This window comes from Micromonospora siamensis (genome assembly GCF_900090305.1).
Taxonomy (GTDB): Bacteria; Actinomycetota; Actinomycetes; order Mycobacteriales; family Micromonosporaceae; genus Micromonospora; species Micromonospora siamensis.
In genome coordinates this window covers 3,572,631-3,598,513 of the sequence record NZ_LT607751.1, presented here as the reverse complement: position 1 = coordinate 3,598,513, position 25,883 = coordinate 3,572,631, and the positions used below count along the sequence as shown (strand labels likewise).

The following is a 25,883-nucleotide window of genomic DNA, read 5'->3' as shown; positions in this document are numbered from 1 at the left end:
CGTAACGGCACCGGTCAGGTCATGTCGTCCCAGCGGCGCTCGATCGGTGCCGGCGCGGCCACCGGCTCCGGCGCGGCGATCGGGTCGACCGCCTCGACCCGCCGGCCCGCCTCCACCGGTTCGGTGCTCAGGTCCAGCGGCGACACCTCGTCGTCGGCCACGTCGGCGTAGAGCTCCCGACCCCGGCCCTTGCGCCGGTCGTTGAGGAACGCCACCCCGACCGCGCCGAAGTACAGCGCGGAGAGGCAGATCGCCAGCGCCGTCATGCCGAACGGGTCCGGAGTGGGGGTGACCACCGCCGAGAAGGCGAAGAACACGAAGATCGCCACCCGCCACCAGCTCAGCAGCCGTCTGGCGCTGGCCAGCCCGACGAAGTTGAGCATCAGGACGATCAGCGGAAACTCGAACGCCACCCCGAACAGCAGGATCAGGTTGGTGACGAAGGAGATGTACCGGGTGACCTCCAGGTTCGTGGCGATGTCGTCACCGGAGACGTTGAGCAGGAACTCGAGGCCCTTGGTGGTGACGAAGAACGCCAGCACCGCGCCGGCGGCGAACAGCGGCGCCGCCAAGGCGGTGAAGAGGTACGCGTATCGCCGCTCGTGCCGGTGCAGGCCCGGTGCGATGAACGCCCAGAGCTGGTAGAGCCAGACCGGTGCCGCGAAGATGAGCCCGACCCAGAGACCGATCTTGAGGTTCAACAGGAAGACATCGGCCACGCCGAGCTGCACGAACTTGCACAGCCCGGTGTCCGGGTCTCTCGACTGCGGCAGATTGCAGTAGGGCTCGGACAGCAACTGCCGGACCGGCGTAGCCAGCCAGATGCCGAAGCCGAAGCCGACCACGATCGCCAGCGACGCGCGGAACAGGCGGGTACGCAGCTCGCGGATGTGCTCGATGAGCGTCATCGAGCCGTCGGCGGCCCGGTCGAAGTTGCTCGGACCGCGCTTGCGGAGGGCGAAGGCCACGGTGCTCGGGCCCTTCGGTCAGTTGTCGCGGACGCGCTGCACCGGGTCGACCGGCGGGGCGTACGGCTGCTGCACCGGCTGCGGCTGGGCCTGCGGCTGCGGCGGGTACGGCTGCTGCTGCGGCTGGGCGTACGGCTGCTGCTGCTGGGCGTACTGCTGCTGGGGCGGCAGCGGCTGGTAGCCGGCCTGGGCGTCGGCCTTCTCGGCGAGGTCGTCGTCGTGCAGGCTCTTGGTCTCCGCCTTGATGATCCGCAGCGAGCGGCCCAGCGAGCGGGCCGCGTCGGGGAGCCGCTTCGCGCCGAAGAGCAGGATCAGCACGACCACGAGTACGGCGATGTGCCACGGCTTGAGGGCACCCATGGGAAGCTCCAGTCGCTCTGTGTTCGAAGGGTGTGTCGCAGCCCATCGTACGTGCGTCACGGGCCGTTGCCACCCGCCGGGCCCCTGCTGGTGGGTGCCGGCCGGTGAAGTCTTGACCACCACGAAGTGTCCCGTCAACCACCCGGGACTGATCATCCGGGCGTGAAACGGACGGCCAACGCGCAGTCGCGCACACGCCACCGACCGGGATCGATCAGTTGCCGCGCCTGGCCTTGATCAGCTCCACCCGCTGCTGGGCGGTCTCGGCACGACGTTGGAGTTCCTCGGCGCGCACGGTCAGCTCCTCGGCCGCGGCCCGCAGCGCCTCCGCCTCGCCCTGCCGCCGCTGCAACGCCACGGCCGCCCGGCGCAGCCGGGGCAGCCGCGCCAGCACCGGCCGGACCGCCAGGGCCAGCACGACGAGCGCGAACAGCAGCATCGCGAGCACGATCCACTTCACCACGGCGGTCAGCCTACTGGGTGGCCGCCGCCACCGCCGGGTCGCCCGCCGGGACGGCGTACGCCGCCAGCGCCGCGGTCGCCTGCGCGCGGACCTGCTCGGCCAGCTCGGCGGGGGCGACCACCGTCACGTCCGGCCCGAGGCCGAGCACGAAACGGCGGGCCCAGCCCAGGTCGGTCACCCGCAGCGACACCACCCACTCGTCCCCGGCGCCGCGCTCCACCCGCTCACAGGGGTAGTACTCGGTGATCCACCGCTCCCCCCGCCCGATCCGCAGGGTGATCAGCGGCAGGTCCGGCGACGGGCGGAACACCCCGTCGCTGAGGTCCTGCGGGCGGGCCTGCGGCGGCACCACGGCCGGTTCGTCCAGCACGGCGACGGCGTCGATCCGGTCGGCCCGGAACAGCCGGACCGCCTCGGCGCGCCGGCACCACGCCTCGACGTACGCCCGGCCACCCACCATCAGCATCCGCAGCGGGTCGATCACCCGCTCGGTGGTCTCGTCCCGGGCCGCCGTGTAGTAGGTGATCCGCAGCGCCCGGCCGCCCTCGACCGCCGCGCGCAACTCGCGCACCCGGGCGGTGTCCCCGGGCAGCCGCACCTCCACCGGCGCCCCGGCCAGGTCACCGGCCGCGCTCTCGATCTTGGCCAGGGCCCGCTCGACGGCCTCCCGGTTGGCCACGCCCGGCGTCTCGGCGAGCATCCGCAGCGCCACCACCAGGGCCAGCGCCTCGTCCGGGGTCAACCGCAGCGGCCGGTCGATGCCCGCGTCGTAGGTGATGGTCACCCGGTCCCCGTCGAACGCCATGTCGATCAGGTCACCCGGACCGTAACCGGGCAACCCGCACACCCAGAGCAGCTCCAGGTCCTCGCGCAGCTGCCGCTCGGTCACCCCCAGGTCACCGGCCGCCTCGGCGATCTCGATGCCCGGCCGGGCCAGCAGGTAGGGCACCAGGTTCAGCAGCCGGGCCAGCCGGTCGGCGGACGTCCGGGACCCGACGCGGGGCGTCGGCCGGCTCACCGGGCCACCGCCAGCTCGTCGTGGCGGGCGGCGATCTCCTTGAGCCGCTGGATGACCGCCTCGCGCACCTCCGGCGGCTCCAGCACCCGCACGTCCGACCCGTATCCGACCAACTGGCCGGCCAGGTAGTCCGCGTCGGCGTACGGCAGCACCAGCCGGTCGCCGTCCGGACCGGAGACGCTCTCCACCGCCCAGCGGCGCAGCCCGGCGGCCCGACCGGGCGTGACCAGCACGGTGGCCCGCCCGGTCCGCTCCACCGGGCCGGACCAGCGGGCGACGTGGCTGATCAGGTCGAGGTCCGCCGGCGGCCGGTAGGCGCCCGGCGTGCCGGTCGGCCGCACCGCGCCGACCACCCGGGAGAGCCGGAAGCAGCGGGTGGCGGCCCGGTCCAGGTCGTGACCGACCACGTACCAGCGGCCGCGCCAGCAGACCACGCCCCACGGCTGCAGCCGGCGGGTGGTCGGATCGTCCCGGTCCGGCACCCGGTAGTCGAAGCTGACCTCCCGGCGGTCCCGGGCCGCGGCGGTCAGCGGCGCGAACGCCGGGTCGACCGTCACCATCGGCTCCAGCCCGAGAGTGGCCTGCGGGTCCACGTCCACCCCGGCGGCGCGCAGCTTCGCCAGCCCCGAGGAGGCGGCGGCGGCCAGCCCGGCGTGCTGCCACAGCCGGGCGGCGATGCCCACGGCCGCGGCCTCGTCCGGCTCCAGGGGAATGTCGGGCAGCGCGTACTCCCGGTGGGCGATCCGGTAGCCGGGCTCCGCGTCGAAGACGCTCGCCGTCCCGGTCTCCAACGGCACACCCAGCTCCCGCAGCTCGGCCTTGTCCCGCTCGAACTTGCGCTGGAACGCCTCGTGGTCCTTGGCGTCGTCGGGGTCGTGCTCGTACCCGGGAACGGTCGCGGCGATCTGCGCGGCGGTCAGGAACCGTCGGGTGGAGAGCAGGCAGATCACCAGGTTGACCAGGCGTTCGGTGCGGGTCCGCGACACGGTTAGACGCTAGCAGCCCACACGTCCGCGCCGGGGACCCGCGCGGGCGTGCCGCGCCGTACGCCACATTCGGCGCCACCGGGGCGCCGTCGCCCGGCGTCCCGGACCGGCCGGACTTAGGGTGAGGCCCATGTCGGAAGCGGAAGTCAAGACCGAGAGCGTCGGCACGGTCGTGGTCGCCGGGACGGCCAACCTCGCCATCGCCATCGCCAAGCTGGTCGCCGGCCTGATCTCCGGCTCCGCGGCGATGCTCTCCGAGGCTGCCCACTCGGTCGCCGACACCACCACCGAGGTGCTGCTCTACCTGGCGCTGCGCCGCGGCGCGAAGCCCGCCGACACCCGCCACCCCTTCGGGTACGGCAAGGAGAGCTACGTCTGGGCCTTCCTGGCGGCGCTGTTCACCTTCGTCGCCGGCGCCGGATTCGCCATCACCCACGGCGTCACCACCATCCTCGTGCACGAGCACAGCGGCAACTACCTGATCTCGTACATCGTGCTGGCCATCTCCTTCGTCATCGAGGCCATCTCCCTGGCCCGGGCGGCACGCCAGGTCCGCAAGGAGTCCCGCCGCTGGCGCACCAGCCCCCGCCGGTTCCTGCGGCTCACCCCCGACACCACCGTCAAGGCGGTCTTCCTGGAGGACAGCGCCGCGCTGATCGGCCTGCTCATCGCCGGCGTCGGCCTCGGCCTGTCGGAGCTCACCGGCGACGAGCTCTACGACGGGATCGCCTCCATCCTGATCGGCGTGCTGCTGCTGGTGGTCGCCGCCATCCTCGCCACCAGCAACATCTCCCTGCTGGTCGGTCGGGCGGTGCCCGAGCGGATCCACCGCGAGATCGAACGCGACCTGGCCGGCCTGCCCACCGTCGACCGGATCGACACGCTGATGACCATGCAGCTCGGGCCGGAGGACATCCTGGTCGCCGCCAAGGTCGACTTCCGCGACGACGCCACCGGCGCCGACATCGAGGCCGCCGCCGACGAGGCCGAGCGGCGGCTCACCGAGCGCTACCCGGAGATCGCGTACGTCTTCCTCGACCCCACCCGGTCGCTGCCCGGCCTGGAGGGGCGGCGGGCCCGACGTACCCAGGACGACGGCGACCAGGAGCCGACCGCCCCGCAACCCTGACCCGGCCGCGGCCGGGTCCCCGGGCGCGGATACCGTGCCGGGATGGTGCGATGGCGGTCCGGCACGGTCACGGCGGTACGGCGGCGGTGGACCGGCGCGGTGGAACTCGACGTCGCCCTGCCCGACGGCGCCACCATGCGGGCCCTGGCCTACCCCGCGCTGGTCGGCGACCCCGAGCCCGGCGACCGGGTGCTGCTCAACGCCGGCGCCCTGCTGATGGGGCTCGGCACCGGCGGGTACGCCCTGGTGGTGGCCCTGCCCGACCGGCTGCCCCCGGACCCGCCGCAGGCAGGTGACACCCGCGACGCCGGCCACCTGGTCAAGGCCCGCTACACCCCGTTGCAGCCGATCCTGCTCGGCGTCGACGAGGAGGCCTCCCCGCACCGGGAGCTGCTCGCCGCCGCCGAGGACGTCGACGGGATGCCGGTGGTCACCGCCGACCTGCACTCCGCCCTGCCGGCAGTCCTCGCCGGCATCCACGCCGACGCGCCCGACGCCCGGGTGGCGTACCTGCTCACCGACGGTGGGGCACTGCCGGCCTGGTTCTCCCGTACGCTCGCCGGCCTCGCCGGCCAGCTCGCGGGCACGGTCAGCGTCGGCCAGGCCTTCGGTGGCGACCTGGAGGCCAGCACCCTGCACAGCGGCCTGCTCGCCGCCCGGCACGTGCTCCGCGCCGACGTGGCGATCGTCGCCCAGGGGCCCGGCAACCTGGGCACCGGCACCCGCTGGGGCTTCTCCGGGGTGGCCGTCGGCGAGGCCGTCAACGCCGTCGCCGCGCTGGGCGGACGGCCGGTCGGCTCGCTGCGGATCTCCGACGCCGACCCCCGACCCCGCCACCGTGGGGTGTCCCACCACAGCCTCACCGCATACGGCCGGGTCGCCCTGACCGGCGCCGACCTGGTGGTGCCCGACGGCCTCGACCCGGCGCTGGCCGCCGAGGTGGACGCGGCGCTGACCCCGCTGGCCGGCCGGCACCGGATCGTCCGGGTGCCCGCCGACGGCCTGGACGCCGCCCTGCGGGCCAGCCCGGTGGGGCTGTCGACGATGGGCCGCGGGCTCGACGCCGACCACGCCTACTTTCTGACGGCGGCCGCCGCCGGGCGGCACGCGGCCCGTCTGCTCGACTGAGCGCCGCCGGGCCCCCGCCGTGGCGCGGCCGGACGCCGTGGCGCGGCCGGACGCCGTGGCGCGGCCGGACGCCGTGGCGCGGAGCAGCCGCCCGACGGCGGCGCCGGCCCGAGGCAGCAACCCCGCACGCTCGGAGACGCCACACGCGACGCCCCCGCCGCATGCTGGCGAGGCACCCCCGGCCCGTTCGCCCGCCGCGCCGGCCGGCGCCGCCGGTAGGCCCGCGTCGGGCAGCGCGCGGCACCGACTGCGGAATGCGAGGCGTCATGACCCTACGGCAACTGCCCGAAGCGCACCGGCTGCGCGCGCCCACCAGGCACCGCCACGGTCGACCACGGGTGGCCCTGATCAGCGCGGCGGCCGGCGTCCTGCTCGCCGTCGTGTGGTCGTTCGAGCTGGTCGACTCGGTCATCGGCGACAACGTCGCGAACACTGTCCTCGGCCACGACGCCAAGGCCACCGCGATCACCGGCACCGCCGCCGGACTGCTGTTCGCGTTCGTCTCCGGATTCGCCGGCACCTTCACCGCCTGCAACATCGCGATGGCCGCCTCGGTCGGCCCGATGAGTCAGGTCTCCGGCTCCGGCGCCGCCCTGCGGTCCCTTCTCCGCCCGGTCGGTTGGCTGGCCCTCGGCATGCTCACCGTCTCCGCCGGCTATGGCGCCCTCGGCGTCCTGCTCGGCGACCGACTCCCCCAGCTCTCCACCGACGTGGTCGGCGGGGTGCCGGTACGCCTGATCCAGTCCTTCGTCGTCTTCGGCGTGATCGGTCTGGCCCTGACCTACCTCGGCCTTGCCGCGCTCGGACTGCTTCCCGACGTCTTCGCCCGTCGACCGGTCGCCCGTGTGGTGACCATGGGCGCGCTGGTCGGCGGCTTCCTCATCGGCCGGCCCTATCCGCTGTTCAACAAGCTGTTCCACTGGGCGGCCGACACCGGCAACCCGCTCTACGGAGCACTCGCCTTCACCCTGCAGTCGCTGGGCAACATCCTGCTCGTCACGCTGCTGTTCGCCGTCCTCGTGGTGGTCACCCGCGGACGGTTCCTGCGCTGGATGGGCGACCCGCGCCGCGCCGCGGTGGTGACCGGGGCGCTGCTCGTCGCGCTGGGCGTCTTCACCGTCGTCTACTGGGACCTGCGGGTGCCGGCCAACTTCGGCATCGGCTGGTTCCCCCACATGCCGTACAACTGAGGTGCGGGGAGCGGCGCCGGCCGCCGCCGGGCGGCACGCGGCCTGTCGGCCGGGCTGACCGGGTGGCCCGGGGCAGGCGTATCGGGAACGTATCGGAAAACGCTTACGCTGCCGCAACGATCCGAGGTCTTGGCTGGAGAACGAACCGCGGCGCCGCACCCGTCGGCGCCGGGTCTCCAGCCAGGAAGGAATCGCGCGGATGGAATCGAATCCGGTACGAGGCATCGGCCGGCGGCGGCTGCTCACCTGGGGTGGCGTGACCGCCGTCGGAGTGGCGGTGGCCGGCGGCCCGCCGGGGGCAGCCGTCGGACATGCCGCCGCGGGCCCGGACCACCCGCCGCGGCACGACCGGATCCCGCCGGACACCCGGCCCGGTGGCGCCTACGACCGGTACGTGGCCCGGCTGGCCGCCGAGGGCAGGTTCTCCGGCGTGGTGCTCCTCGCGCACCGGGGCCGGACGGTGCTGTCGCGCGCCTACGGCCTGGCCGACCGGGAGCGGGGCGTCCCGAACCGAACGGACACGGCCTTCACGCTCAGCTCGGCCGGCAAACCGTTCTGCGCGGTGGCCGTCCTTCAGTTGGCGCAGCAGGGCAGGCTGCGGCTGACCGACCCGGTGGGCGCCCACCTGACCGGCTTCGCCCGCGACGTCGCCGAGAAGGTGACCATCCACCACCTGCTCTCCGGCACCTCCGGGCTGAACACCCCCGACGAGGACGTCCGTCGGATCTTCCGCAGCCGCCGTGAGGTCCACGACTACCAGCAGCGGTGGGCGCGGCGGGCGGAACTGGTGGGTGTGCCCGGCACGCCCAACGCCTTCCACGCCGGCGCGGAGGCCGTCATCCCCGCGCTGATCGTGGAGGCCGTGTCGGGGCAGCGCTACTGGGACCATGTGGAGGAGAACGTCTTCCGGCGCTGCGGCATGACTGGCTCGGCGTTCTTCACCAGGCCGCAGTGGCTCACCGACCGGCATATCGCCCATCCGTACCTGACCCTGGCCGACGGGAGCCGGGTCGACGCCCTGCGCCACCTCGACCAGGGCAGCCCGTACCCGTACCTGCTGGGCCGCAATCCTGGCCGCGCCTTCATCGACGCCATCGGCGACGGCGGTTTCGCCACCGCGCCCGACCTCGTCCGGTTCGTCCGTGCCCTGGGTGACGGCACGCTGCTGGACCGGCCCTGGGCCGACGTGCTCACCGCGGCGAAGATCCCGCTGGGCCCGACCACCTTCGGCACGTACGGACCGTCGTCCGAGATCCTCGGCGGCCAGTGGGCGGTCCAACGTGCCGGCGGCAACCCCGGCGTGGGTGCCAACTGGAGCAGCTATCCGGACACCGGCTGGGTCGGTGTCATCCTCACCAACCGGGACGACGCGCCGCTGCCGGAGATGATCGCGCGGGAGATGCAGGCCGTCACCGGCGTCGCGCCCGACGGCGACGGGTCGGGTGGCTGAGCCGTGGGGCAGTCAGCGGCGCGTCGCCGCCCGCGCGTGGCCGTGCGTGCCGGCCTGGCGGTCCTCGTCGTGGCCGGCGCCGCGTACGCCGTGCGGCGGCCGCTGCTGATGTCCGCCCCGGCCTGCCTGGCCGGGCGGTGGCACGGCTGCGGGGACACCGAGAACGGAGTGCTGTTCCTGATGTTTCTCGGGCTGCCGCCGGCCGCCGTGCTGGTGTGGGCCCTGGCCCGCCACCGGCGGGCCGCCGACGCCCCCGCGGCGTGGCGGGCGTCGCTGGCCGAGGTGGGCATGGTCCACGGGACGGCGCCGATGGTCTGGCTCACCCTGATGCCTGGCCCCGGGGCCGGGGCCGTTCCCGGCCGGGTGAGCCTGGTCCCGCTGCGGGACCTGGTCACCATGGGACCGCTCGGGATCGCCGGCAACCTGGTCATCTTAGCGGCGCTGGGCTTCTTCGCCCCGATGCGCTTCGCGGCGCTGGCGTCCCTGCCGCGCGTCCTGGCGTTCGGGGCGGGCTGCTCGGCCCTCGTGGAGACCCTGCAGTACGTGCTGCGGCTGGATCGGGTGTCGTCGGTCGACGACGTCCTGGTCAACGCCGTCGGCGCGGCGTTGTTCGGGGTGGCGTCACGCCGCTGGTGGCGCACCGCCGCGCCGGTGCCGACCGAGCAATCGCATCCCGCACCGGCGAGGGCAGACTGAGTCGCATGCGCGTACTGGTCGTGGAGGACGAGCCCTACCTGGCCGAAGCGGTCCGGGACGGCCTGCGGCTGGAGGCCATCGCCGCCGACGTCGCCGGCGACGGCGACGCCGCCCTGGAGGCGCTCGGCGTCAACTCCTACGACCTCGTGGTCCTCGACCGCGACATTCCCGGGCCCTCCGGGGACGAGGTCGCCCGGCACATCGTCGCCTCCGGCAGCGGCATCCCGATCCTCATGCTCACCGCCGCCGACCGGATCGACGACAAGGCCTCCGGGTTCGAGTCGGGGGCCGACGACTACCTCACCAAGCCGTTCGAGCTGCGCGAACTCGTCCTGCGGCTGCGGGCGCTGGACCGCCGGCGCGGACACGCCCGACCCCCGGTCCGCGAGCTCGCCGGCCTGCGACTGGACCCCTTCCGCCGGGAGGTCTTCCGCGACGGACGCCACGTCGCCCTCACCCGTAAGCAGTTCGCCGTGCTGGAGGTCCTCGTCGACGCCGGCGGCGGGGTGGTCAGCGCCGAGGACCTGCTGGAGCGGGCCTGGGACGCCAACGCCGACCCCTTCACCAACGCCGTGCGGATCACCGTCTCCGCGCTGCGCAAACGGCTCGGCGAACCCTGGGTCATCGCCACCGTGCCCGGCGTCGGCTACCGCATCGACACCCCGGCACGAGAGGGTGACTCATGGACAGAGCCCCGGGCCTGAGCGTCCGTCTCAAGTTCACCGCCAGCTACGCCGGCTTCGTGCTGCTCGCCGGGGCGCTCCTGCTCACGGTCGTCTGGGTGTTCCTCCTGCGCTATGTGCCCGAGGCGCCCACCGCGCAGCCGTTGACCGGTCCGCACGCGCCTCCCCTGCTGGGCAGTCCCAGCCGCGGTGACCTGCTACGGGCCTTCGCCCCGCGGGCGGCCGAAGTGACCGGGTTCCTGGTGATCTTCGGGGTGCTGGGCGGATGGCTGCTGGCCGGCCGGATGCTCGCCCCGCTGGCCCGCATCACCGCCGCCACCCGCAGCGCCACCGTCGGGTCGCTCTCCCACCGGATCGGGATGCCCGGCCGCCGCGACGAGCTCCGGGAACTCGCCGACGCCTTCGACACCATGCTCGAACGACTCGAGTCCCACGTCGCGGAGGAACAGCGATTCGCCTCGAACGCCTCCCACGAGCTGCGTACCCCGCTGGCCATCTCCCGGGCGCTGCTCGACGTCGCCCGCCGCGACCCGGCCCACGACCGGGACCAACTCGTCGAGCGCCTGTACGCGGTCAACCAGCGGGCGATCGACCTCACCGAGGCCCTCCTGCTGCTCAGCCGCGGCGACCGGGCCGACCTCGGCCGGGAGCCGGTCGACCTGTCCCTGCTCGCCGAGGAGGCCGCCGAAACGCTGCTGCCGCTGGCCGAACAGCGCCGGATCACCCTGGACGTCACCGGCGCGGCGGCGCCGACCCGCGGCTCCCGGGAACTCCTGGCGCGGATGGTGAGCAACCTCGTGCAGAACGCCGTCGTCCACAACCTCGCGACCGGTGGCACCGTGACGGTCCGCACCGAGGCGGGCGGCGACGCCGTCGTGCTGCACGTCGAGAACACCGGGCAGCCGTTGCCGCCGGAATTGGTACCGACCCTCACCGAACCCTTCCGGCGCGGAACGGACCGCGTGCGCACCGACGGACACACCGGTGCCGGCCTCGGCCTGGCCATCGTGCGCAGCGTCGTCCGGGCCCACCGCGGCACCCTCGCCCTGACCGCCCGACCCGCCGGCGGCCTGCTCGTCACGGTCCGGTTGCCCGGCAGGCGCTAGCGCCCGGCCCCGGCTCACCGGACCGGCGGGGCTTCATTCGGCTCAACGGCGCAGGGCACCCAGCGGCTCGGCGACCCAACGGCGCAGGCCAGGCAGCGACTCGGCGGCTCAGCCCAGGAAGATGATCAACGCCAGCCAGGCACCCACGATCACGGCCAGCGCGACCGCCAGCACCCAGGTCGGCACGGTGTACTCACCACGCCGGTTGCGCTCGACCTCGGCGCGGATCTTGGCCCGCCGCCGGTCGATCCAGTTCAGCTTCTCGGTGCCGCCGTCGCGGTCGGAGGGATCAGAAGTGTTCATCGCGCCGCCAGCCTACCGGCCCGGCGCCGGCCGGCACCCACGCCGGCCGGCGCACCGCCTCACATGCTGGCGATCAACCGCTCCACCCGCTCGTCGTACGCCCGGAACGGGTCCTTGCAGAGCACCGTGCGCTGCGCCTGGTCGTTCAGCTTCAGGTGCACCCAGTCGACGGTGAAGTCACGCCGCTTCTCCTGCGCGTGCCGGATGAACTCGCCCCGCAGCCGCGCCCGCGTGGTCTGCGGCGGAGTCTCCTTCGCCTCGAAGATCTCCGGGTCGGTCGCCACCCGGTCCACCTCGCCCCGCCGCTCCAGCAACCCGTACAGGCCGCGGCCCCGGCGCAGGTCGTGATAGGCCAGGTCCATCTGCGCCACCCGAGGATGCGACAGCGGCAGGTCGTGCTTGCGCTGGTACCGCTCGATCAACTTCAGCTTCGTCACCCAGTCGATCTCGCGGGCCACCGGGTCCAGGTCGCCGGTCTCCACCGCCCGCAGCACCCGGCCCCAGAGCTCCACCACCCGCTTGGCGGTCTGGTCGCCGCCCCGGCGCTCCACGAACTCCGTCGCCTTCGCCAGGTATTCCTGCTGGATCTCCAGGGCGCTGACCTCCTTGCCGGAGGTGAGCCGCACCTTGCGCCGCCCGGTGATGTCGTGCGAGACCTCGCGGATCGCCCGGATCGGGTTCTCCAGCGACAGGTCCCGCATCACCACCCCGGCCTCGATCATCCGCAGCACGATGTCGGCGCTGCCCACCTTGAGCAGCGTGGTGACCTCGTTCATGTTCGAGTCACCCACGATCACGTGCAGCCGGCGGTAGCGTTCCGCGTCCGCGTGCGGCTCGTCCCGGGTGTTGATGATCGGCCGGCTGCGGGTGGTCGCCGACGAGACGCCCTCCCAGATGTGCTCGGCGCGCTGCGACAGGCAGTAGACCGCACCCCGCGGGGTCTGCAGCACCTTGCCCGCCCCGCAGATCAACTGCCGGGTCACCAGGAACGGGATCAGCACGTCGGCCAGCCGGCCGAACTCCCCGTGCCGGGACACGAGGTAGTTCTCGTGGCAGCCGTACGAGTTGCCGGCCGAATCGGTGTTGTTCTTGAACAGGTAGATCTCACCCGCGATGCCCTCGTCGTGCAGCCGCTTCTCCGCGTCGACGAGCAGCCCCTCCAGGATCCGCTCCCCCGCCCGGTCGTGGGCCACCAGATCGGTGACCGAGTCGCACTCCGGTGTCGCGTACTCCGGGTGCGAACCGACGTCCAGGTAAAGCCGGGCCCCGTTGCGCAGGAAGACGTTGCTCGACCGGCCCCACGACACCACCCGGCGGAACAGGTACCGCGCGACCTCGTCGGGGGAAAGTCGGCGCTGCCCGCGGTAGGTGCAGGTGACGCCGTACTCGGTCTCGAGGCCGAAGATTCGCCGCTCCATGATGTGACATTAGCCGCCCGAGCGCCCGAATGGGCAGGGCTCGATCACCGGAACCGCCCGAGTCCATGCCGTGGGACGCCCGACCCGCCGAGCCGAACGCCGCGTGCGACCAGCGGGACCCGCGCTGCACGGGCGACCGGACGTGCGCGGCCAGCGGGCACTGGACGCGGCATACCGCGACGTCCGGCGGCGAGTATGGAACGACGCGCGGCATACGGGGGCGATGCCCGGCGGGCATGGCCCGATGCGCGGCACGCGGGGGCACTCCGCCGCGAGGACGGGACGCGGGCGCGCCCCGAGCATGCCAGGGCGCGCGCCCGGGGCCCGGGACATCCGTCGTGGACTAAGCCTCCGGCTGCTCCTGCTGACCCTCCAGGTCCGCCGAGCCGGCCGACGTGGTCGGCTTGTGCGCCTCCTCGGTCGGCACGGCCGGCGTCTTCGCCACGCCCGGCGCGGGCGCGGTGTCCGCCGAGGCGTCCCCTTCGAGCAGTGCCGTCAGCGCCGCGCCGGTGATCCGCCGGAACGTCCGCCCCACCCGGCGCCGGTCCAGCACCGCCACCTCGAGCTGGTGCGCGGCGATCGTCCGGGACGCGCCACCCTCCCCGCCCACGCTGCCCAGCGCGGCCACCGCCGCCTTGACCGCCTCACCCAGCGACATCTCCGGCCGGTGCTGCGACTTCAACACCCCGGTGATCGCGTCGGCCTGGCCGCCCATCGCCATCCGCCCCGGCTCGTCGTTCACCGAACCGTCGTAGGTCAGCCGGTACAGCTCGTCGTCCTCCGGGGAAGACCCCACCTGCGCCACGCAGATCTCCACCTCGAACGGCTTCGACTGCTCGGTGAAGATCGCGCCCAGGGTCTGCGCGAACGCGTTCGCCAGCGCCCGACCGGTGACGTCGCGCCGGTCGTAGCTCAGGCCGTTGAGGTCGGCCATCCGCACGCCGGCCCGACGCAGGTTCTCGAACTCGTTGTACCGCCCCACTGCGGCGAAGCCGATCCGGTCGTAGATCTCACTGACCTTGTGCAGGGCGCTGGAGAGGTTCTCCGCGACGAAGAGCACCCCGTCGGCGTAGCTCAGGACCACCGCGCTCCGACCCCGGGCGATGCCCTTGCGGGCCAGCTCGGAGCGGTCGCGCATGATCTGCTCGGGCGAGGCGTAGAACTGCATGGCCACGGCGGCGGTTCTCCTTCGAAGGCGCTGTGCTGACGACTGCTGGTGTGCGGGAGGGGGACGGGACGGGCGGGTCAGCCGCCCGGGTTCTCCATCCGGCCGGCGACGACGCCCTCGGCGATCGTCGCCGTCTCGGCGTCGGTGAGCCGGTGGGTGCCCTCCGCGGTCGCGGTCATCACCACCGGGTAGATCCGGCGGGTCAGGTCCGGACCACCGGTCGCGGTGTCGTCGTCCGCCGCGTCGTAGAGCGCCTCGACGGCCAGCCGGACGGCGTCGTCGACGGAGATCCCGGCGCGGTAGCGCTTCTTCAGCGCCGACTTCGCGAAGAGCGAACCCGAACCGATCGCGTCGTAGCCGGTCTCCTCGTACGGGCCGCCGGTGACGTCGAAGCTGAAGATCCGTCCGGCCCGGGCCGGGTCGCTCGCCGCCAGGTCGAAACCGGCGAAGAGCGGGATCACCGCGAGGCCCTGCATCGCCGCGCCGAGGTTGCCCCGGATCATCGAGGCCAGCCGGTTGGCCTTGCCGTCCAGCGAGAGCATCGCGCCCTCGATCTTCTCGTAGTGCTCCAGCTCCACCTGGAACAGTCGCATCAGCTCGATGCCGATGCCCGCGGTGCCCGCGATGCCGACCAGGGAGTACGCGTCGGCCGGATGCACCTTCTCGATGTCGCGCTGGGCGATCAGGTTGCCCATGGTGGCGCGCCGGTCGCCGGCCATCACCACACCACCGGCGGCCGAGATGGCCACGATGGTGGTGGCGTGCGGCGCCAGGTCGGCGGCCATGCCCGGCGGCAGCGGCCGACGGCCGGGCAGCATCTCGGGAGCCACCCTGCTCAGGAACGTGGTGAAGGAGGACGTCCCCGCGTTGGTGAACACATCTGGTAGACGCCCGGATGGATCGAAGCCCGCTGCCACGTGGTTCCTCTCAGAGAGTTTTGATCACCATAGCCAGTCTTCGAGGATTCTCGCAGCACTGGCCAAGACCACCATTGCAAGTCAGCTTCCCGGCCCCGAAGGGCCGAGCTTGCGGCTGCGAACGTCGTACTGGCTGCACGGGTTACGCCGCGTTCGGCAGGCTGGCGGCTGCCCAGTCCGCAACACCGCGAGCGGCGATGTTGCGGGCTGCGTTCACGTCGGCGTGCTCAGCGAAACCGCACGACATGCACCGGAAGGTCGATTGCCGAGACCGGTTGGCCCTGGCGGTATAGCCGCACACGGAGCAGCGCTGCGAGGTGTACGACGGATCAACGCGAACGACCCTGATCCCCACCCGAGCCGCCTTGTAAGTGATCAACCGAGCGAGCTGGTAGAACGCCCACGAATGCAGTGTGACCCGCTGGGGCCGTCGGAGCCGTACCCGGTCACGGATGCCCTTGAGGTCTTCAAGTGCGATCCCGCGGCCGGTGCGTTCGGCCTCGGTCACGAGCTGCTTGGCAATGCGATGGTTGGTGTCGGCCACGAACCGTGATTCCTTACGGCGACGAGCCTTCAACAACCGCTTGGCCGACTTGGTGCCGATGCGCTGAAGCTTGGTTCGCAGCCGCTGGTTACGGTGCCTGACACGGTTCAAGCCCTTGCCGCAGTACCGGCGTCCGCCATCGACGGTGGCAATGTTCGCGATACCCAGGTCTACGCCCAGGAATCCGTCCGGCTCTTTCGCCTCGACGTCGGGGATGTCGCAGGTGGCGTACAGAAACCACTTGCCGTCACGATGCACAAGGTCGGACTCGCCCTGTCGGTGCGCCACGAGGGTCAGATACTGCTGCGGCGAGCAGCCGAATCGCACTCGCGTCAACCGACCTCTCACGGACCAGATCGACACGGTGCGGTCGGCGAGCCGCCAGGAGAGGCAGCGGTCATCGAACGGCTGTGCAGCGTCATGCCGGAACTGGATCGGCTTAGATTCTGCCTTGATACGACGCTTCGATCCGAGCTGACCAAGGTTGCCGGCGCGGATCTTGCCGTTCAAGGTGGCGTATGCGCCAGCAACCTTACGAGCAACCTGAATCGCGGGCTGAGCCGACAGGCCGAGGACCTTCAAACGGCCGTAGGTGAGTCGTTGCAGTTCCCGCTTCGCGTGAATCCGCCGCTTGAACGCCTCAGCCGACGCGATGTTCGCACCTTCGTTGCACAGCTTGAGCGTCGCCGACAGCGCCACCTCCTGCGCGGCGTCCGGATACAGGCGAACCTGGACCACGATTTTCACGTCGGCACCCCACCTCCTTGCCGATCGGCTCAGTCGTGACACTCGCGTCACGCGGGCCAATGTCCCGACATAGCCGAGGTCACCTTGGCGTGAGTAGCACTACAGACGCGCCGCCGCCTCGGAACCTAGCAAATCGGACATTCTTCTCACTGACCCCCTTTTTGTACGTATCCCCTCACGAATTCCTCTGCGTTCTCCTCCAGGACCGAGTCGATCTCGTCGAGCAGGTCGTCGACGTCCTCGGTGATCTCGGCGTGCCGCTCCGCCACCTCGGGATTGGCCTGCGCGGTGACCTCGTCGACCTCCTCGCCCTGGGTCGACTTGCCGGACTGGGTCTGACCACCCTCTTGCGCCATGTCGTCCTCCTCCACGATCGCCTGCGATGAACTTACCTCGCGGGAGCGACGAAAAGCCCGCCGCGCGCCGGCCTTCGGCACGCGACGGGCCCCGCGGTCGTACGCCTCAGCCGCCGGTCAGCGTCTCCAGCAGATCCTTGGCGGTGTCGCAGCGGTCGAAGAGCGCCCCGACGTGCTTGGCGGTGCCCCGCTCCGGCTCCATCATCGGCACCCGCACCAGCGACTCCCGACCGACGTCGAAGATGACCGAGTCCCAGCTGGCGGCCACCACCTCCGAGGCGTACTGGGCCAGGCAGCGGCCGCGGAAGTAGGCCCGGGTGTCCTCCGGCGGTTCGGTCATCGCCGTGCGGGTCTGCTCGTCGGTCAGCAGCGTCTTCATCGAACCGCGGGTGACCAGCCGGTGGTAGAGGCCCTTGTCCGGCCGGACGTCGGAGTACTGGAGGTCGACCAGCTGGAGCTTGTGCGAGCCCCAGGCCAGCTTCTCCCGCTCCCGGTAGCCCTCCAGCAGCCGCAGCTTGGCCACCCAGTCCAGCTCGGTGGCGCACTCGAACGGGTCGCGGCCGAGCCGGTCCAGCACGCTCTCCCAGCGGTCCAGCACGTCGACAGTCTGCGCGTCGGCGTCGGCGCCGTACCGGTCGTCCACGAAGGAACGGGCCCGCTCAAGGTACGCCCACTGCAGGTCCAGGGCGGTGAGCCGGCGGCCGTCGCGCAGCCGCATCCGGTGCTTGAGCGACGGGTCGTGGCTGACCGCGCGCAGCTCGGCCACCGGGTCGGCGATGCCGAGGTCGCCGCCGAGCGCCTTCTCCTCGATCATGGTGAGGATCAGCGCCGTGGTGCCCACCTTGAGGTAGGTGGAGATCTCCGACAGGTTGGCGTCGCCGATGATGACGTGCAACCGCCGGTACTTGTCGGCGTCGGCGTGCGGCTCGTCGCGGGTGTTGATGATGGGCCGCTTGAGGGTGGTCTCCAGGCCGACCTCGACCTCGAAGAAGTCGGCGCGCTGGGAGATCTGGAAGCCGCTCTGGCCGCCGTCCTGGCCGATGCCGACCCGGCCGGCGCCGCAGACGATCTGCCGGGTGACGAAGAACGGCGTCAGGTACGCCACGATGTCGGTGAACGGGGTCTGCCGGCGCATGAGGTAGTTCTCGTGGGCGCCGTAGCTGGCGCCCTTGTTGTCGGTGTTGTTCTTGTACAGGTGGATCGGCTGGGTGCCGGGGATGGTGGCGGCGCGGCGGGCGGCCTCGGCCATCACCCGCTCCCCCGCCTTGTCCCAGCGCACGATGTCGAGGGGGTTGGTCACCTCGGGCGTGGAGTACTCGGGGTGCGCGTGGTCGACATACAGCCGGGCGCCGTTGGTGAGTATGACGTTGGCCAGTCCCAGGTCCTCGTCGGCGAGCGCCTCCGCCGGGTCGTACGCGGCTCCGGAGTAGGTGAAGCCGCGGGCGTCGCGCAGCGGCGACTCCTCCTCGTAGTCCCAGCGGGCCCGGCCGCCGCGGTTGAGTTCCGGGCGGGCCCCGTAGGCGTTGACCACCTGCGAGGAGGTGACCATCGGGTTGGCTCCGGCCTGGGTCGGTACGGAGATGCCGTACTCGACCTCGGTGCCCATGATCCGTCTGACGCTCATCCGACCTACCGCTCTGCTCGCCCGTCCCGGTGCCCCCGTCACGTCGAGCGTAGTCGTCGTCACGCCGGATGGGGGCGTGCCGGCGGCGCGGGCCGACGGTGTCGGCGCGCGGGCCGGTACGCGCGAAGGCCCGCGGCGGGCTGCCGCGGGCCTTCGTGGTGCTGGTCGTTACAGGTACTGGCCGGTGTTGCTGGCGGTCTCTATCGACCGTCCGGCCTCGGCGCCCTTGCCGCCGGAGACGAGCGTGCGGATGTAGACGATCCGCTCGCCCTTCTTGCCGGAGATGCGGGCCCAGTCGTCGGGGTTGGTGGTGTTGGGCAGGTCCTCGTTCTCGCGGAACTCGTCGACGCAGGCGTCGAGGAGGTGCTGGAGCCGCAGCCCCTTGCGCCCGGAGGTGAGGAACTCCTTGATGGCCATCTTCTTGCCCCGGTCGACGATGTTCTGGATCATCGCGCCGGAGTTGAAGTCCTTGAAATAGAGGACTTCCTTGTCGCCGTTGGCGTAGGTGACCTCGAGGAAGCGGTTCTCCTCGGTCTCCGAGTACATCCGCAGCACCACGGCGTCGATCATCGCGGCCACGGTGGCCTGAGGGTCGCCACCGTGCTCGGCCAGGTCGTCGGAGTGCAGCGGCAGCCCGGAGAGGACGTACTTGGAGAAGATGTCCTTGGCCGCCTCGGCGTCCGGACGCTCGATCTTGATCTTCACGTCGAGCCGGCCGGGGCGCAGGATGGCCGGGTCGATCATGTCCTCCCGGTTGGAGGCGCCGATCACGATGACGTTCTCCAGCCCCTCCACGCCGTCGATCTCGCTGAGCAGCTGCGGGACGATGGTGTTCTCCACGTCCGAGGAGACACCGGAGCCACGGGTCCGGAAGATCGAGTCCATCTCGTCGAAGAACACGATCACCGGGGTGCCCTCGCCGGCCTTCTCCCGGGCCCGCTGGAAGATCAGCCGGATGTGCCGCTCGGTCTCGCCGACGTACTTGTTGAGCAGCTCCGGGCCCTTGATGTTGAGGAAGAAGCTGGTGTGCCGCTCCTTGCCCTCACGCTCGGCGATCTTCTTGGCCAGCGAATTGGCCACCGCCTTGGCGATGAGCGTCTTGCCACAGCCCGGCGGGCCGTAGAGCAGGATGCCCTTGGGCGGTCGGAGCTGGTGCTCGCGGAACAGGTCGGCGTGCAGGAAGGGCAGTTCCACGGCGTCGCGGATCTGCTCGATCTGCGACTGGAGGCCACCGATGTCGGTGTAGTCGACGTCGGGCACCTCCTCGAGGACCAGCTCCTCGACCTCGCTCTTCGGGATCCGCTCGTACGCGTACGCCGAGCGGGGCTCGATCATGAGCGAGTCGCCGGCCCGGATCGGCGAACCGATCAGGGTCTCGGCCAGGTGCACGATCCGTTCCTCGTCGGAGTGCGAGACCACCAGCGCCCGGTCACCCGGAGCACCGTCGGGGCCCGCCAGGACCTCCTTGAGCATCACCACTTCGCCGACCCGCTCGTAACCGAACGCGTCCACGATGTTGAGCGCGTCGTTGAGCAGGACCTCCTGGCCGCGTCGCAGCTCGTCGACGTCCAGCGAGGGCGAGACGGCGACCCGGAGCTTGCGCCCACCGGTGAACACGTCCACCGTCCCGTCGTCGTGCTTCGCCAGGAAGACGCCGTAGCCACTCGGCGGCTGTGCGAGGCGGTCGATCTCCTCCTTGAGCGTCACGATCTGCGCGCGAGCCTCCTTGAGGGTGCTCACCAGCCGGTCGTTGTTCTCGGTCAGCCGCGCCAACTGTGCCTGGGTGGCCGCCAGCCGCTCTTCGAGCTGCCGGACGTGTCGGGGGCTTTCGGTCAACTTGCGCCGCACCAGAGCGAGTTCCTCTTGAAGGAACGCGACCTGCGTGGAGAGATCGTGGGCCTCCTTCTCCCACCGTGCGGCGCGCGAGTCCGCGTCGTCGCTGCGTGCCACGTCCCACCTCCCCGGGGGGCTTGAACGTTCTTGCCTAACACTAGCCGCTGTGAGCCCGATTCGGTCCCACGCAACGCCCTCGTCACTGAACCTTGATCGCCAGGGTGGCCTCCGGGGCTGGTCCGGGCGTTCGGGTACCGTCGAGGCGTGGGACGGGAGAACATGGGGGGTGCACCGGTGGCCGAGGTCGCGACCGACCAGTTGCAGGTCTGGGTGGACCAGGATCTCTGCACGGGTGACGGACTCTGCGTGCAGTACGCGCCGGAGGTCTTCGAGTTCGACGTCGACGGCCTGGCGTACGTCAAGGGCGCCGACGGCGAGCTGCGGCTGGCCCCGGGCAGCCGGGTCGACGTGCCGGAGCACCTGCGCCTCGAGGTGATCGACTCGGCGAAGGAGTGCCCCGGCGACTGCATCCACGTGGTGCGCGGCAGCGACGGCGTCGAGGTTGCCGGCCCGGACGCCGAGGACTGACCGACCCGCCGGCCGGCGGGTCGGGTCTCGGAGCAGGCGGCGGACCGGGGCTCAGGGCAGACGGCGGGCCGGCGCTCAGAGCACCGGCCGGCCGACCACCGAGGCGACCAGCCGGGCGAACTCCTCCAGCCGGGCGATCTGACCGGCGCCGCCGTCGTCGAGGGTCTTGCCGAAGCGCAGCGCGTCGTGTCGGGGCGCGCCGGCCACCTCGTCGCCGGGCGGCGCCTCGTCCAGCGAGGTGAGCAGCAGATAGACGTCGATGCTGTCGACCCGGATCTCGCCGCTCTCGGCCCGGGTGAGCCGTCGCCGGCAGCCGACCTCGGTGACGGTGGTCACCGGCACCACCCGCAGCGACGAGGTCATCGAGCCCGGTGGCCCCTCCCCCGGCGGGACGTCCTCGCCGTGCCAGAGCACCAGCCGGCTGCCGTCGCAGACGACGACCTCCTGCCAGACCCCGTTGACCTCGTTGACGAAGCGTTCCAGGGTGAAGCCGAGCACGGAGGCGCCGCGCAGCACCCCGCCGAGGGCCTCCAGGGCCACGTCCGGGTCACGCAGGTAGGCCCGGGCGGCCGATTCCAGGTCCTGGTACGGCGACCAGTCGGGAAAGACGGCGGACACGTCGCCGTTGAAGCCGGCCCGGCTCACGCGGTCGCCTCCGACCGGTCGACCGCACCGCGCCGCACGCCGTTGCGCACGCTCATGCCACCGCCTCCCCAGGGCCGGTCCACGCCGCGGGCGAGGATACGCGGCTCCGCGCCGCGTTCACCAACCGGCCGGCCCGGTTTCGACGGCGGTTCCCGTCGTTCCTGGTCACGCCGGTCGCCTCGCCGTCGGCGTCACGGCTGCTCCGGCTCCGGGGTGGCCGGCTCGGCCTCGACGGCCGCCTGCCGGGCCGCCTCGGCCGCGCGCAGCGCCTGCCGCCGCTCGGCGTACGCCTCGGCGCCCTTGCTGGGCTTGCGCCGGCGCGGCGGGGCGGTGACCCCGGGAGCGAGCTTGCGGGCGGAGACCAGGAACGCGGTGTGCGCGATCATCCGGTGGTCGGGGCGCACGGCAAGTCCCTCGGCGTGCCAGTCGCGGACCAGGGACTCCCAGGCCCGCGGTTCGGTCCAGCCGCCGCGCTCACGCAGCGCCTCGACCAACTCGGAGAGCTGCGGGGTGGTGGCGACGTAGCCGATGAACACCCCGCCGGGCACGAGCGCCCGCTCGACCATGTCGAGGGTCTCCCAGGGGGTGAGCATGTCCAGGATGATCCGGTCGAAGCCGGTCTCCTCGCACTGCGCCACGTCGCCGACGTGCAGGTTCCAGGCCGGGTGGGGGCCGTTGAAGAACGCCTCGACGTTGCGCCTGGCGATCTGGGCGAAGTCGTCGCGGACCTCGAAGGAGTGCAGTTCGCCCTCGGTGCCGACGGCACGCAGCAGCGAGCAGCTCAGCGCGCCGGAGCCGGCGCCGGCCTCCAGGACCTTCGCGCCGGGGAAGATGTCGCCCATGGCGACGATCTGCGCGGAGTCCTTGGGGTAGATCACCTGGGCGCCACGCGGCATGGAGAGCACGTAGTCCGACAGCAGGGGGCGCAGGGCCAGGAAGGCGGTGCCGCCGCCGGTGGTGGTGACCACGCTGCCGTCGGGCAGGCCGATCAGGGTGTCGTGCCTGAGGATGCCGCGGTGGGTGTGGAACTCCTTGCCGGGCTCCAGCGTCAGGGTGTGCATCCGGCCCTTGGGGTCGGTCAGCTGCACCCGGTCACCGACCCGGAACGGCCCCCTGCGACCGCTCCAGCTCGGCGCGTCTGACGCCGCGCCGCGACCTGGAGCGGTCGGCACGGGGGGCAGCGCCGGGGTGGCGGGGTCGGCCGGGACGGTGGAGGGCTGTGCGGTCACGTGTTCATCTTCCGTTTGGGTTCCAGGAGCTGCGCCAGATCCGCGATGTGCAGAACGCCGACGACATCTTCGCCTGCCGTCACGACGTACTGTGCGCCCGGGTGGGTCTGGACGACCTCCATCACCCGCTCCCCGTCCAGCCCGACCGGCAGGGCGGGCAGTTGGGCCAGCGGTCGGGACACCGCGTCGACCGCGACCCATGGGCGACGCTCGGCGGGTACCCGCTCGGCGCGGGCGGGGTCGACCAGGGCGACGGTACGGCCGGCGGAGTCGACGACGGTGACCGCGGCGCCGGCCGGCTGGTGTTCGGCGCGACGGCGGTGCGCCTCCGCCAGCGGGGTGCCGGTGGGCACGGCGAGCACCGGTCGGGCGAGCCGGCGCAGGTCGACCAGGGGGAAGCGGCGGCTGATCCGGGCGTAGCGGATGGACTGGCCGGCGCCGCGCCAGAGGGTGAGGACGACCAGCAGCATCAGCGGCAGGACCAGGGGGACCACCACGTCGGCCAGGGTCAGCAGCACCACCCCGACGGCGGTGCCGACGGCGACGGCGCGGCCGACCCAGCCGGCGACCTCGGTGGCCCGGTGCCGGTCGTGGGTGAGCGCCCAGACGGCGGCGCGCAGCGCCCGACCGCCGTCCAGCGGCAGACCGGGCAGCAGGTTGAACACCGCGACGATGACGTTGCTCAGCGCCAGTTGCAGGGCCAGCTGGTGGGCCAGGGTGTGGGCGGGCAGCGCGAGGGTGGCGCCGACGGCGGCCAGGCCGAGGACGGCGGAGACCGCCGGCCCGGCCAGCGAGACCTGGAGGTCGATCCGGGCGTTCGGCGCGTCCCGGTCCATCTCGGTGTACCCGCCGAGCAGCTCCAGGGTGATCCCGCGCACGCCGATGCCGTGGTGGCGGGCGGTCAGCGCGTGCCCGAGCTCGTGCAGCAGCACCGAGCCGAGCAGCGACACGACGAAGCCGAGGCCGATCAGGTAGCCGCCGAGCGCGGTGAAGCCGAGCCGGTCCCGGGCCAGCTCGGCGTAGGTGACGGTGACGACCAGGGTGAGCAGCAGCATCGACAGGTCCACGCGCAGCGGCACCCCGAAGATCCGGCCGACGGTCAGGCCGGGGCGGCGCCGGGGTCGGCGCGGCGGCTTGCTCGTCTGCTCCACCGGGTCGATGCTACGCGGCGCGGATCATGCTCCGGTGCGGCGACGGAGGGGCTGTCACACCGGTGGCCTAACCTTCCGGGCATGACGGCGGAACCGGTGATCGACGGACAGGAAATCCTCGCCCCGCACGGCGCCGGCCCGGCGCCCCGGGACGGGGTGTCCACCACCACGGTGGTGGTGCCCCCGCCCTCGGTGCGGGCGTCGCTGTCGCCGTCGCGGGCGGCGGATTTCAAGACCTGCCCGCTGCTCTACCGGTTCCGCAGCATCGACCGGCTGCCGGAGCGGCCGACCGTGGAGCAGGCCCGGGGCACGCTGGTGCACGCGGTGCTGGAGCGGCTGTTCGACCTGCCGGCGGCGGCGCGTACCCCGGCGGCGGCCGGTGACCTGGTGGCCCCGCAGTGGGACCGGCTGGTCACCGAGCAGCCCGAGCTGGCCGGGCTCTTCGTGGCCGGTGACGAGGCCGGCCCGGTCGAGTTCCTGCGCTCGGCCGCCGCCCTGTTGGAGGGCTACTTCGCGGTGGAGGACCCGAGCCGGCTGGAGCCGGCCGAGCGGGAGAGCCTGATCTCCGCGGTGGTCGACGACGAGCTGCTGATCCGCGGCTACCTCGACCGGCTGGACGTGGCGCCGGACGGCGCGTTGCGGGTGGTCGACTACAAGACCGGCGGGGCGCCGCGGGAGGCGTTCGAGGCCCGGGCGTTGTTCCAGCTGAAGTTCTACGCCCTGGTGCTGTGGCGCACCCGTGGGGTGGTGCCGCGGGTGCTGCGGCTGCTCTACCTCAAGGACGCCGAGGTCTGCGACTACTCCCCCGACGCCGACGAGCTGAGCCGCTTCGAGCGCACCGTGGTGGCGCTGTGGCAGGCGATCGAGCAGGCCACCGCGCGGCAGGACTTCCGGCCCCGGCCGAGCCGGCTCTGCGACTGGTGCAGCCACCAGGCGCACTGCCCGGCGTTCGGTGGGACGCCGCCGCCGTTCCCGGTCGCGGCCGGCGCCGCCGATCCGCTGACCGACGCCCGCTCCCGACCGGCCGCGCCGGGCGCCGACGAATAGACCGCCGGGCGGCGTCGGCCCCACCCGGGCCGCCGGCCCCGCCGGGCGGCCGACGAGCCACCCCTTCGTGGCCCGACCAGACGGCCGACGAGCGACCTTTGGGGCAGGGCCGGACGGCGGGCGCGTATCTGGGCGACAATGCGCGGTGCAACGGCCGAGGCCCGGCGGCGGAGGACGACCAGGGTCACGGCGAAGACCGGGAGGCCGGATGACCGACAGCGCGCGAGCGACCCGTCCGGTGCGCGTCCTGCTCGCCGACGATCAGCCGCTGCTGCGTGCGGGATTCCGGATGGTGCTGGGCACCGAGACGGACCTGGACATCGTGGGCGAGGCGGCCGACGGGGTGGAGGCGGTCGAGCTGGCCCGCCGGCTCCTACCCGACGTGGTGCTGATGGACGTGCGGATGCCGCGGCTGGACGGGGTGGCGGCGACCCGGGCGATCGTCGAGGCCCGGCTGCCGGTGCGGGTGCTGGTGCTCACCACCTTCGACCTGGACGAGTACGTGGTGGGCGCGGTGCGGGCCGGGGCGTACGGCTTCCTGGCCAAGGATGTGCCGGCCGAGGATCTGGTGGCGGCGATCCGGACGGTCGCGGCCGGCGAGGCAGCGGTGACTCCGCGCATCCTCAAGCGGCTGCTGGACCGCCTCGCCGAGCTGCTGCCCGATCCGGCGGCGGAGCCGCGGCGGCTGTTCAGCGCGCTGACCGAGCGGGAGCGGGAGGTGCTCGTGCAGGTGGCGCGGGGGCTGTCCAACGCGGAGATCGCCCGGGTGCTGGCGGTGAGCGAGACCACGGTCAAGACGCACGTCGGGCACGTGCTGACGAAGCTCGGCCTGCGGGACCGGGTGCAGGCGGTCGTGCTGGCGTACGAGTCGGGTCTGGTACGCCCCCGGGCGTAGCCGCGCAGCCCGGGGCCACGCGTCGGGCGTACCCGAAGATCCTCCTGCGGGCGGACGACGGCGCTTGCCGTCGTCACCTACCGTGACCGCAGGCGGCGCGGCGGGGTTGATCCTGGCGTGGCGTCAGGCCCTAGCGTCGACGACGCGACCGCGGCGGTCGGGGATGACCCTGAGTCGGACTCGGGGCCGACCCGCAGCGAAAGATCCGCACCGGCTCCGCCGTCAGGCGGACGGTACGGGG

General features: G+C 72.5%; 26 protein-coding genes. 10 read left to right on the top strand and 16 right to left on the bottom strand.

What is annotated here, in order from left to right; genetic code table 11:
• Window positions 1-14: 14 nt before the first annotated feature.
• The 5 genes from tatC to GA0074704_RS16595 form a co-directional block, all read right to left on the bottom strand.
• Complete coding sequence (gene tatC, locus GA0074704_RS16615; protein WP_088971350.1) at window positions 15-968, bottom strand: twin-arginine translocase subunit TatC; 954 nt, start codon at window positions 966-968, stop codon at window positions 15-17.
• A gap of 18 nt (window positions 969-986) precedes the next feature.
• Window positions 987-1,328: a Sec-independent protein translocase subunit TatA gene (gene tatA, locus GA0074704_RS16610; protein WP_088971349.1), complete on the bottom strand. Its 342-nt coding sequence runs from the start codon at window positions 1,326-1,328 to the stop codon at window positions 987-989.
• A 214-nt stretch (window positions 1,329-1,542) separates the two neighbouring features.
• Complete coding sequence (locus GA0074704_RS16605; RefSeq protein WP_088971348.1) at window positions 1,543-1,791, bottom strand: hypothetical protein; 249 nt, start codon at window positions 1,789-1,791, stop codon at window positions 1,543-1,545.
• A 10-nt stretch (window positions 1,792-1,801) separates the two neighbouring features.
• The gene (locus GA0074704_RS16600) at window positions 1,802-2,809 is read right to left on the bottom strand and encodes a helix-turn-helix transcriptional regulator (RefSeq protein ID WP_088971347.1); all 1,008 of its coding nucleotides are present in this window, start codon (window positions 2,807-2,809) and stop codon (window positions 1,802-1,804) included.
• Window positions 2,806-3,795, bottom strand: a complete 990-nt coding sequence (locus GA0074704_RS16595; RefSeq protein ID WP_088971346.1) for a helix-turn-helix transcriptional regulator — start codon at window positions 3,793-3,795, stop codon at window positions 2,806-2,808. Before GA0074704_RS16595 ends, GA0074704_RS16600 begins: the two co-directional genes overlap by 4 nt.
• Window positions 3,796-3,925: 130 nt before the next feature.
• Here GA0074704_RS16595 and GA0074704_RS16590 point away from each other — a divergent pair, with 130 nt between their 5' ends.
• From GA0074704_RS16590 to GA0074704_RS16560, 7 genes are all read left to right on the top strand, one after another.
• Window positions 3,926-4,924 carry a cation diffusion facilitator family transporter gene (locus tag GA0074704_RS16590; RefSeq protein ID WP_088971345.1) on the top strand — a complete coding sequence of 333 codons (999 nt, stop codon included), beginning with the start codon at window positions 3,926-3,928 and terminating at the stop codon, window positions 4,922-4,924.
• A 42-nt stretch (window positions 4,925-4,966) separates the two neighbouring features.
• Window positions 4,967-6,052, top strand: coding sequence for a DUF3866 family protein (locus GA0074704_RS16585; RefSeq protein WP_088971344.1), 1,086 nt, complete (start codon window positions 4,967-4,969; stop codon window positions 6,050-6,052).
• Window positions 6,053-6,318: 266 nt separating this feature from the next.
• The gene (locus GA0074704_RS16580; RefSeq protein WP_088971343.1) at window positions 6,319-7,242 is read left to right on the top strand and encodes a hypothetical protein; all 924 of its coding nucleotides are present in this window, start codon (window positions 6,319-6,321) and stop codon (window positions 7,240-7,242) included.
• 199 nt (window positions 7,243-7,441) lie between these two features.
• Window positions 7,442-8,692, top strand: a complete 1,251-nt coding sequence (locus GA0074704_RS16575; RefSeq protein ID WP_088971342.1) for a serine hydrolase domain-containing protein — start codon at window positions 7,442-7,444, stop codon at window positions 8,690-8,692.
• A 36-nt stretch (window positions 8,693-8,728) separates the two neighbouring features.
• Window positions 8,729-9,388: a VanZ family protein gene (locus GA0074704_RS16570; RefSeq protein ID WP_231926480.1), complete on the top strand. Its 660-nt coding sequence runs from the start codon at window positions 8,729-8,731 to the stop codon at window positions 9,386-9,388.
• A gap of 5 nt (window positions 9,389-9,393) precedes the next feature.
• Window positions 9,394-10,092 carry a response regulator transcription factor gene (locus tag GA0074704_RS16565; RefSeq protein ID WP_088971341.1) on the top strand — a complete coding sequence of 233 codons (699 nt, stop codon included), beginning with the start codon at window positions 9,394-9,396 and terminating at the stop codon, window positions 10,090-10,092.
• A complete protein-coding gene (locus GA0074704_RS16560) occupies window positions 10,071-11,177 on the top strand; it encodes a sensor histidine kinase (RefSeq protein WP_088971340.1) in 1,107 nt (368 codons plus the stop codon). The genes GA0074704_RS16565 and GA0074704_RS16560 overlap by 22 nt, the downstream gene beginning before the upstream one ends.
• Window positions 11,178-11,285: 108 nt before the next feature.
• Here the strand turns inward: GA0074704_RS16560 and GA0074704_RS16555 are convergent, their stop codons facing one another.
• The 8 genes from GA0074704_RS16555 to arc form a co-directional block, all read right to left on the bottom strand.
• Window positions 11,286-11,480 carry a hypothetical protein gene (locus GA0074704_RS16555; protein WP_088971339.1) on the bottom strand — a complete coding sequence of 65 codons (195 nt, stop codon included), beginning with the start codon at window positions 11,478-11,480 and terminating at the stop codon, window positions 11,286-11,288.
• Window positions 11,481-11,539: 59 nt separating this feature from the next.
• Entirely contained in the window at window positions 11,540-12,898 is a 1,359-nt protein-coding gene (pafA, locus tag GA0074704_RS16550; RefSeq protein WP_088971338.1) for a Pup--protein ligase, read from the bottom strand.
• Between the two features lie 343 nt (window positions 12,899-13,241).
• Window positions 13,242-14,072: a proteasome subunit alpha gene (gene prcA / locus GA0074704_RS16545; RefSeq protein ID WP_088971337.1), complete on the bottom strand. Its 831-nt coding sequence runs from the start codon at window positions 14,070-14,072 to the stop codon at window positions 13,242-13,244.
• A 71-nt stretch (window positions 14,073-14,143) separates the two neighbouring features.
• Complete coding sequence (gene prcB, locus GA0074704_RS16540) at window positions 14,144-14,983, bottom strand: proteasome subunit beta (RefSeq protein ID WP_172880596.1); 840 nt, start codon at window positions 14,981-14,983, stop codon at window positions 14,144-14,146.
• A 142-nt stretch (window positions 14,984-15,125) separates the two neighbouring features.
• Window positions 15,126-16,274: an RNA-guided endonuclease InsQ/TnpB family protein gene (locus GA0074704_RS16530; protein WP_088971335.1), complete on the bottom strand. Its 1,149-nt coding sequence runs from the start codon at window positions 16,272-16,274 to the stop codon at window positions 15,126-15,128.
• Between the two features lie 146 nt (window positions 16,275-16,420).
• Window positions 16,421-16,630 (bottom strand): ubiquitin-like protein Pup, encoded by a 210-nt coding sequence (locus tag GA0074704_RS16525; RefSeq protein ID WP_088973738.1) that lies wholly within the window; start codon window positions 16,628-16,630, stop codon window positions 16,421-16,423.
• A gap of 106 nt (window positions 16,631-16,736) precedes the next feature.
• On the bottom strand, window positions 16,737-18,254 hold the full coding sequence (gene dop / locus GA0074704_RS16520; protein WP_088971334.1) for a depupylase/deamidase Dop: 1,518 nt from the start codon (window positions 18,252-18,254) through the stop codon (window positions 16,737-16,739).
• A 168-nt stretch (window positions 18,255-18,422) separates the two neighbouring features.
• Window positions 18,423-20,204 (bottom strand): proteasome ATPase, encoded by a 1,782-nt coding sequence (gene arc / locus GA0074704_RS16515; RefSeq protein WP_088971333.1) that lies wholly within the window; start codon window positions 20,202-20,204, stop codon window positions 18,423-18,425.
• Window positions 20,205-20,381: 177 nt separating this feature from the next.
• Between arc and GA0074704_RS16510 the strand changes: the two genes are divergently transcribed.
• The gene (locus GA0074704_RS16510; protein WP_088973737.1) at window positions 20,382-20,675 is read left to right on the top strand and encodes a ferredoxin; all 294 of its coding nucleotides are present in this window, start codon (window positions 20,382-20,384) and stop codon (window positions 20,673-20,675) included.
• 75 nt (window positions 20,676-20,750) lie between these two features.
• Here GA0074704_RS16510 and GA0074704_RS16505 read toward each other — a convergent pair whose 3' ends face one another.
• From GA0074704_RS16505 to GA0074704_RS16495, 3 genes are all read right to left on the bottom strand, one after another.
• Entirely contained in the window at window positions 20,751-21,320 is a 570-nt protein-coding gene (locus GA0074704_RS16505) for a hypothetical protein (protein WP_088971332.1), read from the bottom strand.
• Window positions 21,321-21,511: 191 nt separating this feature from the next.
• Complete coding sequence (locus GA0074704_RS16500) at window positions 21,512-22,549, bottom strand: tRNA (adenine-N1)-methyltransferase (RefSeq protein ID WP_088971331.1); 1,038 nt, start codon at window positions 22,547-22,549, stop codon at window positions 21,512-21,514.
• A complete protein-coding gene (locus tag GA0074704_RS16495; protein ID WP_377471113.1) occupies window positions 22,546-23,637 on the bottom strand; it encodes a site-2 protease family protein in 1,092 nt (363 codons plus the stop codon). Before GA0074704_RS16495 ends, GA0074704_RS16500 begins: the two co-directional genes overlap by 4 nt.
• Window positions 23,638-23,781: 144 nt before the next feature.
• Here GA0074704_RS16495 and GA0074704_RS16490 point away from each other — a divergent pair, with 144 nt between their 5' ends.
• The gene (locus GA0074704_RS16490; RefSeq protein WP_231926478.1) at window positions 23,782-24,747 is read left to right on the top strand and encodes a RecB family exonuclease; all 966 of its coding nucleotides are present in this window, start codon (window positions 23,782-23,784) and stop codon (window positions 24,745-24,747) included.
• Window positions 24,748-24,955: 208 nt separating this feature from the next.
• A complete protein-coding gene (locus GA0074704_RS16485) occupies window positions 24,956-25,642 on the top strand; it encodes a response regulator (RefSeq protein ID WP_088971330.1) in 687 nt (228 codons plus the stop codon).
• Window positions 25,643-25,883 lie beyond the last annotated feature (241 nt).

Excerpts from the sequence above, each read along its gene's own strand:
- dop (WP_088971334.1), bottom strand. The coding sequence starts at position 18,254 with ATGAGCGTCAGACGGATCATGGGCACCGAGGTCGAGTACGGCATCTCC.
- tatA (WP_088971349.1), bottom strand. The coding sequence starts at position 1,328 with ATGGGTGCCCTCAAGCCGTGGCACATCGCCGTACTCGTGGTCGTGCTG.
- pafA (WP_088971338.1), bottom strand. The coding sequence starts at position 12,898 with ATGGAGCGGCGAATCTTCGGCCTCGAGACCGAGTACGGCGTCACCTGC.
- GA0074704_RS16580 (WP_088971343.1), top strand. The coding sequence starts at position 6,319 with ATGACCCTACGGCAACTGCCCGAAGCGCACCGGCTGCGCGCGCCCACC.
- GA0074704_RS16565 (WP_088971341.1), top strand. The coding sequence starts at position 9,394 with ATGCGCGTACTGGTCGTGGAGGACGAGCCCTACCTGGCCGAAGCGGTC.
- GA0074704_RS16585 (WP_088971344.1), top strand. The coding sequence starts at position 4,967 with ATGGTGCGATGGCGGTCCGGCACGGTCACGGCGGTACGGCGGCGGTGG.
- GA0074704_RS16490 (WP_231926478.1), top strand. The coding sequence starts at position 23,782 with ATGACGGCGGAACCGGTGATCGACGGACAGGAAATCCTCGCCCCGCAC.
- GA0074704_RS16525 (WP_088973738.1), bottom strand. The coding sequence starts at position 16,630 with ATGGCGCAAGAGGGTGGTCAGACCCAGTCCGGCAAGTCGACCCAGGGC.
- GA0074704_RS16575 (WP_088971342.1), top strand. The coding sequence starts at position 7,442 with ATGGAATCGAATCCGGTACGAGGCATCGGCCGGCGGCGGCTGCTCACC.
- GA0074704_RS16485 (WP_088971330.1), top strand. The coding sequence starts at position 24,956 with ATGACCGACAGCGCGCGAGCGACCCGTCCGGTGCGCGTCCTGCTCGCC.
- GA0074704_RS16560 (WP_088971340.1), top strand. The coding sequence starts at position 10,071 with ATGGACAGAGCCCCGGGCCTGAGCGTCCGTCTCAAGTTCACCGCCAGC.
- GA0074704_RS16590 (WP_088971345.1), top strand. The coding sequence starts at position 3,926 with ATGTCGGAAGCGGAAGTCAAGACCGAGAGCGTCGGCACGGTCGTGGTC.
- GA0074704_RS16555 (WP_088971339.1), bottom strand. The coding sequence starts at position 11,480 with ATGAACACTTCTGATCCCTCCGACCGCGACGGCGGCACCGAGAAGCTG.